At 70.2% G+C, this 14,939-nt stretch carries 13 protein-coding genes; 7 read left to right on the forward strand and 6 right to left on the reverse strand.

The annotated features are described in order from the left end of the window. The 6 genes from H5J26_RS20155 to H5J26_RS20180 all read right to left on the reverse strand — a co-directional run. On the reverse strand, positions 1-578 hold a 578-nt coding region (locus tag H5J26_RS20155; protein ID WP_181767314.1), incomplete at its 3' end, for an NAD(P)H-dependent oxidoreductase subunit E. A 7-nt stretch (positions 579-585) separates the two neighbouring features. Then, complete coding sequence (locus H5J26_RS20160) at positions 586-2,538, reverse strand: molybdopterin oxidoreductase family protein (RefSeq protein ID WP_181767315.1); 1,953 nt, start codon at positions 2,536-2,538, stop codon at positions 586-588. After that, complete coding sequence (locus H5J26_RS20165; protein ID WP_181767316.1) at positions 2,535-3,512, reverse strand: 2-dehydropantoate 2-reductase; 978 nt, start codon at positions 3,510-3,512, stop codon at positions 2,535-2,537. The genes H5J26_RS20160 and H5J26_RS20165 overlap by 4 nt, the downstream gene beginning before the upstream one ends. Positions 3,513-3,703: 191 nt before the next feature. Further along, a complete protein-coding gene (locus H5J26_RS20170; protein WP_181767317.1) occupies positions 3,704-3,862 on the reverse strand; it encodes an MFS transporter small subunit in 159 nt (52 codons plus the stop codon). Next, positions 3,859-5,244 (reverse strand): OFA family MFS transporter, encoded by a 1,386-nt coding sequence (locus H5J26_RS20175; RefSeq protein WP_181767318.1) that lies wholly within the window; start codon positions 5,242-5,244, stop codon positions 3,859-3,861. The genes H5J26_RS20170 and H5J26_RS20175 overlap by 4 nt, the downstream gene beginning before the upstream one ends. A gap of 339 nt (positions 5,245-5,583) precedes the next feature. Beyond that, complete coding sequence (locus H5J26_RS20180; RefSeq protein WP_181767319.1) at positions 5,584-6,282, reverse strand: class I SAM-dependent methyltransferase; 699 nt, start codon at positions 6,280-6,282, stop codon at positions 5,584-5,586. A 175-nt stretch (positions 6,283-6,457) separates the two neighbouring features. Between H5J26_RS20180 and H5J26_RS20185 the strand changes: the two genes are divergently transcribed. From H5J26_RS20185 to H5J26_RS20215, 7 genes are all read left to right on the forward strand, one after another. Then, positions 6,458-7,135, forward strand: a complete 678-nt coding sequence (locus tag H5J26_RS20185; RefSeq protein ID WP_181767320.1) for a GntR family transcriptional regulator — start codon at positions 6,458-6,460, stop codon at positions 7,133-7,135. 412 nt (positions 7,136-7,547) lie between these two features. Further along, positions 7,548-8,729, forward strand: a complete 1,182-nt coding sequence (locus tag H5J26_RS20190; protein ID WP_181767324.1) for an ROK family transcriptional regulator — start codon at positions 7,548-7,550, stop codon at positions 8,727-8,729. 187 nt (positions 8,730-8,916) lie between these two features. Then, positions 8,917-10,437: a sugar ABC transporter ATP-binding protein gene (locus tag H5J26_RS20195; RefSeq protein ID WP_181767321.1), complete on the forward strand. Its 1,521-nt coding sequence runs from the start codon at positions 8,917-8,919 to the stop codon at positions 10,435-10,437. Continuing rightward, the gene (locus tag H5J26_RS20200) at positions 10,431-11,444 is read left to right on the forward strand and encodes an ABC transporter permease (RefSeq protein WP_309237993.1); all 1,014 of its coding nucleotides are present in this window, start codon (positions 10,431-10,433) and stop codon (positions 11,442-11,444) included. The genes H5J26_RS20195 and H5J26_RS20200 overlap by 7 nt, the downstream gene beginning before the upstream one ends. Next, positions 11,441-12,517, forward strand: coding sequence for a substrate-binding domain-containing protein (locus H5J26_RS20205; RefSeq protein WP_235980846.1), 1,077 nt, complete (start codon positions 11,441-11,443; stop codon positions 12,515-12,517). The genes H5J26_RS20200 and H5J26_RS20205 overlap by 4 nt, the downstream gene beginning before the upstream one ends. An 83-nt stretch (positions 12,518-12,600) precedes the next feature. Then, positions 12,601-13,803 (forward strand): Gfo/Idh/MocA family protein, encoded by a 1,203-nt coding sequence (locus H5J26_RS20210; protein ID WP_181767322.1) that lies wholly within the window; start codon positions 12,601-12,603, stop codon positions 13,801-13,803. A 65-nt stretch (positions 13,804-13,868) separates the two neighbouring features. Continuing rightward, complete coding sequence (locus H5J26_RS20215) at positions 13,869-14,870, forward strand: sugar phosphate isomerase/epimerase family protein (RefSeq protein WP_181767323.1); 1,002 nt, start codon at positions 13,869-13,871, stop codon at positions 14,868-14,870. Positions 14,871-14,939 lie beyond the last annotated feature (69 nt).

Here is a 14,939-nt window from a genome sequence, read left to right on the forward strand (position 1 = left end):
GTGGCGTACGTCCGCTCGTGAACTCCGGTCGCCTGGGGCTCGGCCCCGGAGCCGGCCGACGCGGGACAGCCGGTCGCCCCCGCCCGTATCGCCAGAGCGGCGGGAGCACGCTCGCACAGGCCCAGACAGGGGCTGGGTTCCCATACGGCGCCGTCGCGTGCCTGGCCCGCGGGGCCGAGGCGGCGTTCCACCTCCGCCTGGAAGTCCTCCGCGCCGGGAGCCGCCGCGCATGCGATGTCCGTACAGACATGCACGACGGTGGCCGGGCGGGGACGCATCGAGAACATCGAATAGAACGTCGCGACCCCGTAGGCCTCAGCGGGGGGCACCGTCAGCCTCCGGCAGAGGTAGGCGAGTGCCCCCTCGCTGATCCAGCCCACGCGGTCGCTTATCGCGTGCAGCCCCGGCAACAGCAGATCCCGCCGCTCCCGCGCGTCACGGCCGCCGAGGGCCCAGCGCAGATCGGCGGTACTGCGGTCGTCCGCACCCTCCCAGGCGCTCGCGGGTGGGCCCAGCAGGTCGTCGACGGCCGCTTTCTCCTCGTCCGTCGGCTTGCTGTCACCGAAGCGAAGGTCCATCGGGCTCTCAGCTCCTCACGCCTGCCGCTACGGGCAGCTTCTCGATGCGGATCGCGGACGCCTTGAATTCGGCGGTGCCGGCGATGGGGCAGTTGGCCTCGATGGTCAGCTGGTTCGTGTCCACCTCGTCCGGGAAGTGCATCGTCATGAACGCCAGCCCGGGCCGCAGGGCGTGGTCGATCGCCACCGGAGCGACCACCGATCCGCGCCGGGAGGTCACCTGCACTTCCTCCTCCTCCGTCACGCCGTAGAGCTCAGCGTCCTCGGGACACAGCTCCACGTACTCGCCGCGGCGCAGGGGCGAGGCGAAACTCCCGCTCTGCACACCGGTGTTGTACGAGTCCAGACGCCGTCCGGTCGTCAGTCGCAGCGGGTACTCCTCGTCGGTCAGGTCGACCGGCGGGTCGTGCTTGACGATGCCGAACGCCGCGGGCTTGCCGCGCAGTTCGGGGTCGGACTCCCACAACCGTCCGTGCAGATAGGTCGGTTCGAGCCGATCCGTGCTGGGGCAGGGCCACTGGATGCCGTGGTGCTCGGCGAGCCGGTCGTACGTCATGCCGAAGTGGTCGGGCGAGATCGAGCGCAACTCGTCCCAGACGGCCTGGGAGTCGGCGAACTTCCACTCGTGGCCCAGCCGCCCGGCGATGTCGCAGATGATGTCGATGTCCTCGCGCGCCTCACCGGGAGGCGAGACGGCCTTCCGTACGAGCTGCACGCGCCGTTCGCTGTTGGTGGTGGTGCCGTCCGTCTCGCACCACGCGGCGGTGGCGGGCAGGACCACATCGGCGAGTTCGGCCGTCTTGGTGAGGAAGATGTCCTGCACCACGAGGTGTTCGAGCGCCTGCATCCGCTCCACGGCCTGACCGCTGTCGGCCTCCGACTGCGCGGGGTTCTCACCGATGCAGTAGACGGCGCGCAGCTCGCGCGACTCCATGGCCTCGAACATCTGGGTGAGGTTGCGCCCGTGCCGCGGCTCGAGCGTGGTCTCCCATGCGGCCTCGAACTTCGCCCGGGTCTCCGGGTCCAGCACGTCCTGGAAGCCGGGCAGCTTGTTCGGGATGGCGCCCATGTCGCCGCCGCCCTGCACGTTGTTCTGGCCGCGCAGCGGCTGGAGGCCGGAGCCGTAGCGCCCCACGTGGCCCGTGAGCAGGGACAGGTTGATCAGCGCCCGTACGTTGTCGGTGCCGTTGTGGTGCTCGGTGATGCCCAACGTCCAGCACAGCTGCGCCCGTTCGGCCGTGGCGTAGGCGTGCGCGAGGTCACGGATGGCGTCCGCGGGGACACCGGTGACCTTCTCGGCGGCGCTCAGCGTCCACGGCTCGACCTCGGCCTTGTACTCCTCGAAGCCGCTCGTGGCGCGCTCGATGAACGCGTGGTTGGCGAGCCCGGAATGGATGATCTCGCGGCCGATCGCGTGGGCCAGCGGGATGTCCGTACCGACGTTGAGGCCCATCCAGCTCTCCGCCCACTCGGCCGTGGACGTACGGCGCGGGTCGACGGCGTACATGCGGGCTCCGTTGCGGATGCCGCGCAGCACGTGCTGGAAGAAGATCGGGTGGGCGAAGCGGGCGTTGGAGCCCCACATCACGATCAGGTCCGTCGTCTCGACCTCCTCGTAGGAGGAGGTGCCGCCGCCCGATCCGAGGGCGGCGGAGAGTCCGGCGACGCTGGGCGCGTGACAGGTGCGGTTGCACGAGTCGACGTTGTGCGTGCCCATGATGACCCGGGTGAACTTCTGCGCGACGTAGTTCATCTCGTTCGTCGCACGCGCGCAGGAGAACATGCCGAAGGCGTCCGGGCCGTGCTCCGCCCGTATCCGGCGGAAGCCCTCCGTCGCCTTCTCCAGGGCTTCCTCCCAGGTCGCCCTGCGCAGCGGGCCGCCCTTCTCGTCCCGCACCAGGGGGTGTGTCAGTCGCGGGTACTGCGTCGACGGCGGTTTCCCGCGGTCGCGTTTCCTCATGCTGCGCTCCTTACGGTTTGTGCGAGCAGGTCGGTCACGGCGTGTATCGCGCAGAGCTTCGGCACGGGGGTGCCGGTCAGCGCGGCGAGCTCGACCACGGCCGCCAGGAGCACGTCCAGCTCCATGGGCTTGCCGCTCTCCAGGTCCTGGAGGGTGGAGGTCTTGTGCTCGCCGACGCGTTCGGCGCCGGCCAGCCGCTTCTCGACGGAGATGTCGGGACGGCACCCGACGGCCTCCGCCACCGCCAGCGTCTCGCGCATCATCGTCCCCACCAAGGCCCTTGTGTCCTGGTGGCGGCAGATCTGCGCCATGGTGGCGCGGGACAGCGCACTGAGCGGGTTGAAGGCGATGTTGCCGAGGAGCTTGATCCAGATGTCGTTGCGGATGTCCGCCTCGACGGGACACTTGAGGCCGCCTGCCCGCATGGCCTCACTGAAGTCCGCACAGCGCGTGGAGTCGGTGGTGTCCGGCTCTCCGATGGAGAAGCGCGTGCCCTCCATGTGCTGTACGACGCCGGGGCCCTTGAGCTGCGTCGCCGCGTAGACGACGCAGCCGACGGCCCGTTCCGGCGGGAGTACCGCGCTGACGGCGCCGTCGGGGTCCACACTCTCGACCCGGCGGTCCTTGTAGGGGCCTTCGAGCCCGTGGAAGTACCACCAGGGGATGCCGTTCTGCGCGGCCACGATGGCCGTCTTCTCGCCCAGCAAGGGGTGGACCAGCGGCCCGCACGCCGCATACGAGTTGGCCTTGAGCCCCAGGAAGACGTAATCGACCGGGCCTATGGAGGCCGGGTCGTCGGTGGCATGCACCCGTGCTGTGAAGTCACCGCGCGGGCTGAGCACCTGCACACCGTCCTGCTTCATGGCCGCCAGATGCGGTCCACGAGCGATGAGGTGCACATCGGCACCCGCACGGTGTAGAGCTGCTCCGACGTAGGCGCCGATTGCACCGGCACCGACCACTGCGACTTTCATATCCGCTCTCCGTTCGGTTGAGGGGACCGAGCGTGGGATGGAACTTGGATGGTCGACAGAATATTGTATACACTTCGGCTTGCTCAACAGGCAAGAGGTCTGCAGCAGTTGGCTTCAGCCCGAATTGTCCCGCCCGTTGTCCCCGCTGTCACCCCCGCCCCGGGAAGGCGTACGGGACAACGGGCGGGGTGTCACCCGGTGAAGAGCTGTGCCGCCTTGTGGGCCAGTTCGTAGAGCCCGTAGGCCATCGGCACGCCGACCCAGACCCATGCCAGGACGCTGAGCGGTACCCGTGAGGGCCCCGCCGCCGCAGCGCCTCCGTCAGCCGTGCTGCTCTCGCCGGTCGTCATCGCCCGTCCGCCTCCTCGTGTGCTCGGCCTGGGGTCGCGCCCGCGGTGCTCACGGGCTCGTGATACTTGGGGTTCACGGGCCGCACCAGTTCGTTGGCGAGGAAGCCCACCGCCAGCAGCCCGATCATGATGGACAGGGAGAGCCCGTAGAGCTCGGAGCCCGAGCGGCCCGCGCCCTCCTGCGAGTCGGCGACCCAGTTGACGATCAGCGGGCCCAGTACGCCGGCCAGCGACCACGCGGTCAGCAGGCGGCCGTGGATGGCGCCCACCTGGTAGGTGCCGAAGAGGTCCTTCAGGTACGCGGGGACGGTCGCGAACCCTCCGCCGTAGAAGGAGAGGATGACGAGCGCGCAGGTGATGAACACCGGCTTGGAGGCGTCGCCCAGCTGCACGATGGCCAGGTACATCAGGGCGCCCACGCCGAGGTAGACGCGGTACATGTTCTTGCGGCCGATCACGTCCGAGGTCGCGGACCACAGGAAGCGTCCGCTCATGTTGGCGAGCGAGAGCAGGGCGACGAAGCCCGCGGCGGCCGAGGCGGAGACGGGGGTGGAGGTGTCCGCGAAGAAGTCGCCGATCATCGGCGCCGCCTTCTCCAGGATTCCGATGCCCGCGGTGACGTTCATGCACAGCACGACCCACAGGCACCAGAACTGAGGTGTGCGCACCGCATTGCGGGCCGAGACGTCCGCGGTGGTGACGAGAGTCCGCTTCTCCTGCTTCTCCTGCGGTGCCCGTCCGGCCGGGGGCCGCCAGCCCTCAGCGGGTACGCGCACCAGCAGCACTCCCAGGGTCATGAAGGCGGCGTACACGAGTCCGTGGACGAGGAAGGCCGAGGCGATGCCGCCGCTGTCGGAGCCGAAGGTCTCGAGCATCTGCGCCGACCACGGTGAGGCGATCAGCGCACCGCCGCCGAATCCCATGATCGCGATGCCCGTCGCCATGCCCGGACGGTCGGGGAACCACTTGATCAGCGTCGACACCGGTGAGATGTAGCCGATGCCGAGTCCGATCCCGCCGACGAAGCCGTAGCCGAAGACCACCAGCCAGTACTGCTCGAGCGAGGCGCCCAGGGCGGCGATCAGGAACCCGGAGGAGAAGCACAGCAGTGACACCGCCATCGCCCAGCGTGGTCCGTTGCGCTCCACCAGCGTCCCGCCGAAGGCGGCGGACAGGCCGAGCATGACGATGCCCAGCTGGAAGGGGAGCGCACTCGCCGTCCCGGACAGGTTCAGCGACGACTCAAGCGGGGGTTTGAAGACGCTCCACGCATAGGCCTGGCCGATCGAGAGATGGACCGACAAGGCGGCCGGGGGGACAAGCCACCTGCTCCATCCCGCCGGCGCGACAGTACGGGTGCGATCAAGGAACCCAGTCGTCATGGCCCGGACACTAGGTAGTTGAAGTGGGGATGACCAGAGGTCTGACAGATTTTGTCGACTGTATGCGCCGGGGGCGGCGGACGGGGCGGCTGTCGCACCTTGCGAGGGGCGGCCGCGGAGCTATCCGGTTCCGGCGAGGCGGGGTGGCTCACGGGTGCCGATGCCTGCACCGCCCCGCTTCTTCGAAGATCGCCGCGCGGAGCCGGAGGGTGCCGCCGTGGACGGGGCACGTCGGCCGGGCGCCGGGGGTGCAGAGAACGGCGGATCGCATCGGCGCGCCCTTTCCACAGGCCTCCTCGCGCCTCTCCCGTCACCTTCTCTTCCCCGTCTCCCGCCCGCTCAGCGCTTCACGCAGGTGTACGAGGCATAGACGGAGCCGCGGTAGGAGGAGTCGGTGATCTCGAACCCGGCGGCGGTGAGCATGGGCTCGAACAGCCAGCGGAACGTGCTGTGTTCGGTACGTACGTGCTCCGCCAGGTCCGCGCGGGTGTAGGCGACCGTGGAGTCCTCCGACGCACCGGCGAGCCATCCCTCCACGAAGGTCTCCGCGTCCTCCGCGGCGACGTCGTAGACGAGGTCGTGCAGCCGGAGGACCCCTCCGGGCCTGAGCATCGAGGCGATGCGGCGCAGCGCGAGGACCTTCCAGAAATCGGGTAGTTGATGCAGCGCGTGGCGGGTGAAGACGGCGTCTGCGGGAGCGCCTGCGTGCTCGTAGCTGAGGAAGCCGCCCGGTGCGCACTCCAGTGACGCGAGGCCCTCGGACGTGGCGCGCCCGCGCAGGACGTCCCGCATGGCCGGGGAGATCTCGGCCGCGACGACGCGACCGAAGTGCCGTGCCGCAGGAACGGCGAACTGGCCCGTTCCCGCACCGAAGTCGACCACCACGGAGTGCTCGGACAGACCGTGTGCGAGCAGCAGCGCGATGTCGGGCCCCGGGTCGGGGTGGCCCTGCTTGACGTCGAAACCCGCGATGAAGTGGGCGTCCAGGTGCTCGGGGCCCGCATGGGCGAGTTCGTCGAGTGTCCAGTCGTGGTCCATGGAACGGGAGACTGGCACGGGGGCGGGGCGGGCTGCGCGCCATTAAACGGGCCCACGAGGCAGGTGTGTCGTGTCACAAACATCGAGAAGATGAGCACTGCACGGTTCACGAGGACAGTGCACTCCGTAGACTGTATCCAATAGCCAGAACTGGGTCGAGGTCAGGAGTCGCATCATGCTGTCCGCTGGACTGCCGGAAGGCGCGATGCCCAAGCTCGAGCGGCCCGGTCCGCTCCGCGAGCGGGTCTACGAGGCGCTGCTCGAGCTCATCACCACTCGTGCCCTCAGGCCGGGCCAGCATCTGGTCGAGAGTGAACTGGCTCAGCATCTCGGGGTGTCCCGGCAGCCGGTACGGGAGGCGCTGCAGCGGCTCAACACCGACGGATGGGTCGATCTGCGCCCCGCCCAGGGGGCGTTCGTGCACGAGCCCACGGAGGAAGAGGCCGACCAGCTTCTGACTGTGCGCACGTTGCTGGAGGCCGAAGCGGCCCGGCTCGCCGCCCTCAACGCGAAGGCGGAGGGCATCGCGGACCTGGAGGCGCTGTGCCGGCGCGGCGAGGCCGCGGTCGGCGGTGACGAGGTGGAGACGGTCGTCGAGGCCAACGCCGCCTTCCACGCACGGGTGATGGGCCTGGCGGGCAACGCCGTCCTGGCGGAGCTGGCGCGGCAGGTCGACCGCCGCGTGAGGTGGTACTACACGCCGGTGGCCCGCCAGCGCGGCGCCCAATCCTGGATCGAGCACCGTGAGTTGATCGCCGCCATCGCCGACGGCGACGGCGAACGGGCGACGGCCGTCATGCGGGAGCACACGGAGCACACGCGCCGCTCGTACCACGAGCGCCCGCGCTCCTGAGCGTCCCCCCGCGCGCACCACTCCTTCCGCCCAGGGCTCCCCGCCCCGGGCGGCTTTCGCTGTGAGCCCGGGTCCCCGCGGATGTGCACGCAGGTCCGGCCGACGCGCTTCGCGCTGCTCCGCCGGCGCCATGCGCCGATGAGGGGGTACGGCGAGGCGTGCCGTGCCCCGGGGCCGAATACGCGAGTGAGCCGCGGCCCCAACCAGCAGGTGCCGTACGGGAGTTGGCTCGCGCGTAGGTACGTCCGGCCTGCCCGCCCGTCGCTCGTGCCCGTGCGCCTGTCCGTAGCTTTGTCCACTGCATGGGAAAAGTCGAAGCAGTTCCTGCAGAACTTCTTCCCCATTGCGGAGAGCGCTGGTACGTTCCCAGTCAATCCGGTCAACAGGGGAAGGAGGGGCAGCGGTGAGACGTATGACGGCTCGGCCCGCGAACGCGCATCAGGCGCGGCTTCTCCGTCTGCTGCGCGACGGCGGCCCCAACTCCCGCGCGGAGCTCGGCGATCAGGTCGACCTCTCGCGGTCCAAGCTCGCCGTGGAGATCGACCGGCTGCTGGAGACCGGGCTCGTGGTCGCCGACGGACTAGCCGCCTCCCGTGGCGGCCGCCGCTCCCACAACGTGCGGCTCACCCCTCAACTCCGGTTCCTCGGCGTCGACATCGGAGCAACCTCCGTCGATGTGGCGGTCACCAACCCCGAGTTGGAGATCCTGGGCCACCTCAATCAGCCGATGGACGTGCGCGAAGGGCCCGTTGCCGTCTTCGACCAGGTCCTCGGGATGGTCGCCAAGCTCCGTGACTCCGGGGTCGCCGAGGGCTTCGACGGCGCCGGGATCGGTGTGCCGGGCCCCGTGCGCTTCCCCGAAGGCGTGCCGGTGGCCCCGCCGATCATGCCGGGCTGGGACGGCTTCCCCGTACGCGAGGCGCTCAGCCAGGAGCTGGGCTGCCCGGTCATGGTCGACAACGACGTGAACCTCATCGCCATGGGCGAGATGCAGGCCGGAGTCGCCCGCTCGGTGCGGGACTTCTTCTGCGTCAAGATCGGCACCGGAATCGGCTGCGGAATCGTCGTCGGCGGTGACGTGCACCGTGGCACGACAGGCAGCGCCGGCGACATCGGCCACATCCAGGTCGAGCCGGACGGCCGCCCCTGCCCGTGCGGCAACCGCGGTTGCCTGGAGGCCTACTTCGGCGGTTCAGCACTCGCCCGCGACGCGGAGACGGCGGCCCGCGAGGGGCTCTCCGCCGAGCTGTCCGCGCGGCTGGAGGCCGCCGGACGCCTCACAGCCGAGGACGTCGCGGCCGGCGCCGCGGCCGGGGACGGCACGTCACTCGATCTCATCCGCGACGGCGGGGCCCGGGTGGGCCAGGTCATCGCGGGGCTCGTCAGCTTCTTCAACCCCGGACTCGTGGTGATCGGCGGCGGGGTCACCGGCCTCGGCCACACCCTGCTCGCCAGCATCCGCACCCAGGTCTACCGCCAGTCGCTGCCGTTGGCGACCGGCAACCTCCCCATCGTCCTAGGCGAGTTGGGCCCCGCCGCCGGTGTGACCGGAGCGGCCCGCCTCATCAGCGACCACCTCTTCTCACCGGCCTGATCCGACTCCACCCGCCCGGCCCGCACCCGACCCCCAACGGACGCACGGCCCCGTAGCACAGCGCGCGCACAGCACCTCGGCACGGCAGCTCCTGTTCGGCACACCCGTTCTTCAGCGCTCCCGCAGTCCGCCTGCTCATCAGCACCGCCCGCACGGTCCCGTCTGCCTGTACGCACGGAGGCCCCGCATGGCTCCACCGGCTCCACTGCTCACGATGACCCGTATCACCAAGACCTTCCCCGGCGTGCGCGCGCTCGACGGCGTCGACCTCGACGTCGAAGCGGGCGAAGTGCACTGCCTGCTAGGGCAGAACGGCGCGGGCAAGTCGACCCTGATCAAGGTCCTCGCGGGCGCCCACCAGCCCGACGAGGGCGAGATCCGCTGGCAGGGCGAGCCCGTACGGCTGCCCACGCCGGTGGCCGCGATGCGCCTGGGCATCGCCACCATCTACCAGGAACTCGACCTGGTGGAGCACCTGTCGGTCACCGAGAACATCTTCCTCGGCAACGAGGTCGCCACCCGCGGCTTCATCCGCGCACGCGACGCCCGCACCCGCGCGACGGGACTGCTGCGGCGCCTCGGACATCCCGAGATCGATCCGGATGTCGCGGTCGGCGCGCTCTCAGCGGCCGGACAGCAGATCGTCTCCATGGCGCGGGCGCTCTCGCACGACGTGCGCCTCATCGTCATGGACGAACCCTCCGCCGCGCTCGACCCCGACGAGGTCTCCAACCTCTTCCGCATCGTGGGCGGGCTGACCGCGGACGGCGTCGCCGTCGTCTACATCTCCCACCGGCTGGAGGAGATCCGCCGCATCGGCGACCGCGTCTCCGTGCTCAAGGACGGCAGGGTGGCCGCCGTCGGAATGCCCGCACGGACCACGGAGACAAGGGAGTTCGTGGCTCTGATGACGGGCCGGGACGTGCAGTACGCCTTCCCCGAGCGGCCGTCGGCGCCCGCACCCGCCGCACCGGCCCCCGTGCTGCGGACCGAAGGACTCACCCGCGCGGGCGAGTTCGCGCCCCTCGACCTCGAACTGCGGCCCGGGGAGATCGTCGGACTCGCGGGGCTCGTCGGCTCCGGCCGCTCGGAGATCCTGGAGACCCTCTCCGGCGCCCGCCGACCCACGGCGGGCCGCGTTCTCATCGACGGGAAGCCGCTGCGCCCCGGGAACGTCACCGCCGCAGTTCGCGCAGGGGTGGGCCTGGCGCCCGAAGAGCGCAAGTCCCAGGCGCTGTTGATGCTGGAATCGGTCACGAGCAACGTCTCGGTCTCCGCGCTGCCCCGCTTCTCCCGCGGCGGCTGGATCGACCGTACTGGCGAGCGTGCGGCTGCCCGCGCGCACACCCGCGACCTGGCCCTGCACCCCGACGACCCCGGCCGTCCCGTGCGCACGCTCTCCGGCGGCAACCAGCAGAAGGTCGTCCTCGCCCGGTGGCTGCTGCGCGACTGCCGGGTGCTGCTGCTGGACGAACCCACGCGCGGCGTGGACGTCGGAGCGCGCGCCGAGCTCTACACCGTCATCCGCCGGCTCGCGGACTCCGGCGTCGGGGTCCTCCTCGTGTCCAGCGAAGTGCCGGAGGTCCTCGGGCTCGCCGACCGGGTGCTGGTGCTCCGCGAGGGCCGCGTCGTGCACACCGCCCCCGCCCGCGAGCTGGACGAGCACCGGGTGCTGGACCTCGTCATGGAAGGGAGCCCGTCGTGTTGAGCTCACCCAGTGCGGACGCGGTCAAGGAGCCCGCGCCGCCGCCCACTTCGCCGTCCCGGCGCGGGATCAGCGCACCCCGGGTCGACCTGCGTCACCTCTCGCTGGTCGGAGTGCTCGTCGCGCTGGTGATCGTCGGTGCCGCGACGAAGCCGGAACAGTTCCTGACGGGTGACAACCTCCAGCTCATCCTCACCCAGTCCTCCGTCATCGGCGTCGTCACCGTCGGCGTCACCTTCGTCATCATCGGCGGCGGCATCGACCTGTCGGTCGGCGCCATCGTGGCGCTCGCGTCGGTGTGGGCGACGACGGTGGCCACCCAGGAGTTCGGGCTCGGCGGGATGCTGTTGTGCTCCCTCGCCGTCGGGCTGGGGTGCGGGCTGGTCAACGGCATGCTCATCGCGTACGGGCCGATGGTGCCCTTCATCGCCACCCTCGCCATGCTCGCTTCGGCACGCGGACTCGCGCTGCTGATCAGCGACGGCAAGACGCAGGTGGTCGACGTGCAGTCCGTCCTCGCTCTCGGCGTCCCGGACAGCTACGTGCTGGGCGTGCCGCCGCTGGTGCTGGTCTTCGCCGCCGTGGCGGTGCTGGGCTGGCTCGTGCTCGGCCGCACCACCTTCGGCCGACGCACCGTCGCCGTCGGCGGGAACGCCGAGGCCTCCAGGCTCGCCGGAATCGCGGTGCAGCGGCAGCGCCTGCTGCTGTACCTGCTCTCCGGCCTGTGCTGCGGCATCGCCGCATTCATGCTCATCGTCCTCACCGGCTCCGGCCAGAACACCAACGGCAATCTCTACGAGCTCGACGCCATCGCCGCCGCGATCATCGGCGGCACCCTGCTCAGCGGGGGCCGGGGCACCATCACCGGCTCCGTGCTCGGAGTACTCGTCTTCACCACGATCACCAACCTGTTCGCTCTCAACAACCTTCAGAGCGACGTCCAGCAGATCGCCAAGGGGGCGATCATCGTCGCGGCAGTCCTGGTCCAGAAGGGTCGGAAGACGTCATGACCGATACGCACGGGAACCAGCACTCTTCCCACAACGCCGACAACACCTCACGCAGGAACATGCTCTTCGGCACGGCCGCGGCCGGCGCTGCTCTCTTCGCGGCGGGCTGCACCAGCAACAAGAGCAACGACGACAAGGAAGAGGCAGGCCAGGCGAACGTCGCCGACGACAAGCCCGGCAAGAAGGTCACCATCGGCTTCGCCGGGCCGCAGGCCGACCACGGCTGGCTCAACGCCATCAACGACCAGGCCAAGCGGCGCGCCGGGAAGTACCAGGACGTCACGCTGGAGGCCACGGAGGGCTCCAACGACAACGCCCAGCAGGTCGGCCAGATCGAGACGCTGATCAACAAGAAGGTCGACGTCCTCGTCATCCTCCCGGCCGACGGCAAGGCGCTCACCCAGGTCGGTCTGAAGGCGATGCGCGCGGGCATTCCCGTCGTGAACCTCGACCGCGTCTTCGCCTCACAGCAGGCCTACCGCTGCTGGATCGGCGGCGACAACTACGGCATGGGGCTCAACGCGGGCCGCTACATCGGCGAGCAGCTCAAGGACAAGAAGAACGCCAAGGTCGTCGAGCTCGCCGGCATCGACAACCTGGAGCTGACCCGGCAGCGCACCGAGGGCTTCGACGACGCCCTGAAGAACTACCCCAACATCAAGAAGGTCGCCCGCCAGGCCGCCGAGTTCACCGTCGAGTCGGGGCAGTCGAAGATGGCCCAACTGCTGCGCGCCGAGACCAAGTTCGACGCGCTGTGGAATCACGACGACGACCAGGGCGTGGGGGCCGAGCGCGCCATCAAGCAGGCCGGCCGGGACGAGTTCCTCATGGTGGGCGGCGCCGGATCACGGCGGGTCATGGACGCCATCAAGGCGGACAACAGCGTCATCAAGGCGACGGTCCTCTACCCGCCGACGATGGCCGCCTCCGCCATCGACCTCGCCCGTGCGCTCGGACAGGGCAAGGGAGTCGGAGGGCTCGCCGAGTTCGAGATCCCCGCCTCGATGACGCTCTACTCGGCCGTCGTCACCAAGGACAACGTCGACGAGTACCTGCCGACCGGCTTCAAGTAGGAACGGCCGTACCACCGTCACCGCGCACCGTGCGTGAGAGGCCGTTCAACCCCCCACAGCACACCCCGACAGGGAGGAGTCCCATGTCCAACGACACCGTGCCCGCCCCCGCGCCCGTCCGGCCCGAGCCGGCCGGGTCGGCGCCACCGCTCGGCGTGGGGATGGTCGGTTACGCCTTCATGGGGGCGGCGCACTCCCAGGGCTGGCGCACCGTCGGCCGGGTCTTCGATCTGCCGCTCAGTCCGGCCATGACCGCCGTGTGCGGGCGTGACCGGGACGCCGTCAGCGCGGCGGCCGGGCGGCTGGGCTGGACTTCGACGGAGACCGACTGGCGGGACCTGATCACCCGTGACGACGTCCAGCTCGTCGACATCTGCACGCCCGGCGAGAGCCACGCCGAGATCGCCGTCGCGGCCCTGGAAGCGGGCAAGCACGTCCTGTGCGAGAAGCCGCTGGCGAACTCGGTCGCGGAGGCCGAGCAGATGGCGGCCGCGGCGCAGGAGGCCCGCAAGCGGGGGCAGTTGGCGATGGTCGGGTTCAACTACCGCCGTACGCCCGCGCTCTCCTTCGCCCGGCGCATGGTGGACGAGGGCAGGCTGGGGGAGTTGCGGCACGTACGCGTGAGCTATCTCCAGGACTGGCTCGTCGACCCGGCGTTCCCCCTGGCGTGGCGCCTTCGCAGGGAGGCGGCCGGTTCGGGCGCGCTCGGCGACCTGGGAGCTCACGCGATCGACATCGCGCAGCATCTGGCGGGCTCACCCCTGGCCGGCGTCTCGGCGCAGACGGAGACGTTCGTGACCGAGCGACCGCTGCCCGGCGACGACTCGGGAGCGCTCGGCCCGGTGACCGTCGACGACGCGGCCATCTTCAACGGGCGCCTGGTGTCGGGGGCGTTGGCCTCGTTCGAGGTCAGCCGGGTGGCCGCGGGCAAGAAGAACGCCCTGCGGGTGGAGTTGAACGGCACCCTCGGGTCACTGGAGTTCGACCTGGAGCGGCTCAACGAGCTGCACTTCCACGACCACACGGACGAGGCGAGGGAGTCCGGCTTCAGACGCATCCTGGTCACCGAGGCCGACCACCCCTATCTGGAGGCGTGGTGGCCCCCGGGCCACGGCCTGGGCTACGAGCACACCTTCGTGCACCAGGCACGCGACCTGCTGCACGCCATCGCCACCGGCACCGACCCCGAACCCTCCTTCGCCGACGGCCTGCAGGTGCAGCGGGTGCTGGCGGCCGTCGAGGAGAGCGCGGAGAAGAACAGCGCCTACACCACCGTCGCCGGCTGAGACGCCGCGCCCGTACGCCCCACACGCACCGCACGGCGAGCCGAGAGATCAGGAGGCTTTCGAACATGCCCAGACAGTTCACGCTCTTCACCGGCCAGTGGGCGGACCTGCCGCTGGAAGACGTCTGCACGCTCGCCCGCGACTTCGGTTACGACGGACTTGAACTCGCCTGCTGGGGCGACCACTTCGAGGTCGACCGAGCGCTGAAGGAGCCCGATTACCTGGACGGGCGGCGCGCGCTGCTGGAGAAGTACGGCCTCAAGTGCTGGGCGATCTCCAACCACTTGGTCGGCCAGGCCGTCTGCGACGATCCGATCGACGAACGCCACAAGGGCATCCTGCCCGCCCGCATCTGGGGCGACGGGGAGCCCGAGGGCGTACGGCAGCGGGCCGCCGCGGAGATGAAGGACACGGCGAGGGCGGCGGCGGCGATGGGCGTACGCACCGTCGTGGGATTCACGGGTTCCTCGATCTGGCATCTGGTCGCGATGTTCCCGCCGGTGCCGCCGCACATGGTCGAGCGCGGCTACGAGGACTTCGCCGAGCGCTGGAACCCGATCCTGGACGTCTTCGACGCGGAGGGGGTGCGGTTCGCCCACGAGGTGCACCCCAGCGAGATCGCGTACGACTACTGGACCACCGCCCGCGCCCTGGAGGCCGTCGGCCGCCGCCCGGCCTTCGGGCTCAACTTCGACCCCAGCCACTTCGTCTGGCAGGACCTGGACCCGACGGGCTTCCTCTACGACTACCGCGACCGGATCTACCACGTCGACTGCAAGGAGGCCCGCACCCGTCTCGACGGCCGCAACGGGCGTCTGGGCTCCCATCTTCCGTGGGGCGACCCCCGGCGCGGCTGGGACTTCGTCTCGGCCGGACACGGCGACGTGGCCTGGGAGGACGTCTTCCGCATGCTGCACTCCATCGGGTACGACGGGCCGGTCTCGGTGGAGTGGGAGGACGCCGGGATGGACCGGCTGGCCGGGGCGCCGGAGGCGCTCAGAAGGCTGAAGGCGTTCGACTACGACCCGCCCACCTCGTCCTTCGACGCCGCGTTCAGCAGCGACTGAAGGAGCGGGGCCGGTCGCGTACCGAGGCACCGGGGTACCTGCGGGGGCGTACCGAGGCTCGCCGGGGTT

It is taken from the genome of Streptomyces albidus (ex Kaewkla and Franco 2022) (assembly GCF_013870515.1).
Taxonomy (GTDB): Bacteria; Actinomycetota; Actinomycetes; order Streptomycetales; family Streptomycetaceae; genus Streptomyces; species Streptomyces albidus.

Bases quoted from the DNA above. Each gene is read 5' to 3' on its own strand.
- H5J26_RS20210 (WP_181767322.1), top strand. From the start codon at position 12,601: ATGTCCAACGACACCGTGCCCGCCCCCGCGCCCGTCCGGCCCGAGCCG.
- H5J26_RS20205 (WP_235980846.1), top strand. From the start codon at position 11,441: ATGACCGATACGCACGGGAACCAGCACTCTTCCCACAACGCCGACAAC.
- H5J26_RS20215 (WP_181767323.1), top strand. From the start codon at position 13,869: ATGCCCAGACAGTTCACGCTCTTCACCGGCCAGTGGGCGGACCTGCCG.
- H5J26_RS20195 (WP_181767321.1), top strand. From the start codon at position 8,917: ATGGCTCCACCGGCTCCACTGCTCACGATGACCCGTATCACCAAGACC.
- H5J26_RS20175 (WP_181767318.1), bottom strand. From the start codon at position 5,244: ATGACGACTGGGTTCCTTGATCGCACCCGTACTGTCGCGCCGGCGGGA.
- H5J26_RS20160 (WP_181767315.1), bottom strand. From the start codon at position 2,538: ATGAGGAAACGCGACCGCGGGAAACCGCCGTCGACGCAGTACCCGCGA.
- H5J26_RS20180 (WP_181767319.1), bottom strand. From the start codon at position 6,282: ATGGACCACGACTGGACACTCGACGAACTCGCCCATGCGGGCCCCGAG.
- H5J26_RS20185 (WP_181767320.1), top strand. From the start codon at position 6,458: ATGCTGTCCGCTGGACTGCCGGAAGGCGCGATGCCCAAGCTCGAGCGG.
- H5J26_RS20165 (WP_181767316.1), bottom strand. From the start codon at position 3,512: ATGAAAGTCGCAGTGGTCGGTGCCGGTGCAATCGGCGCCTACGTCGGA.
- H5J26_RS20190 (WP_181767324.1), top strand. From the start codon at position 7,548: ATGACGGCTCGGCCCGCGAACGCGCATCAGGCGCGGCTTCTCCGTCTG.
- H5J26_RS20170 (WP_181767317.1), bottom strand. From the start codon at position 3,862: ATGACGACCGGCGAGAGCAGCACGGCTGACGGAGGCGCTGCGGCGGCG.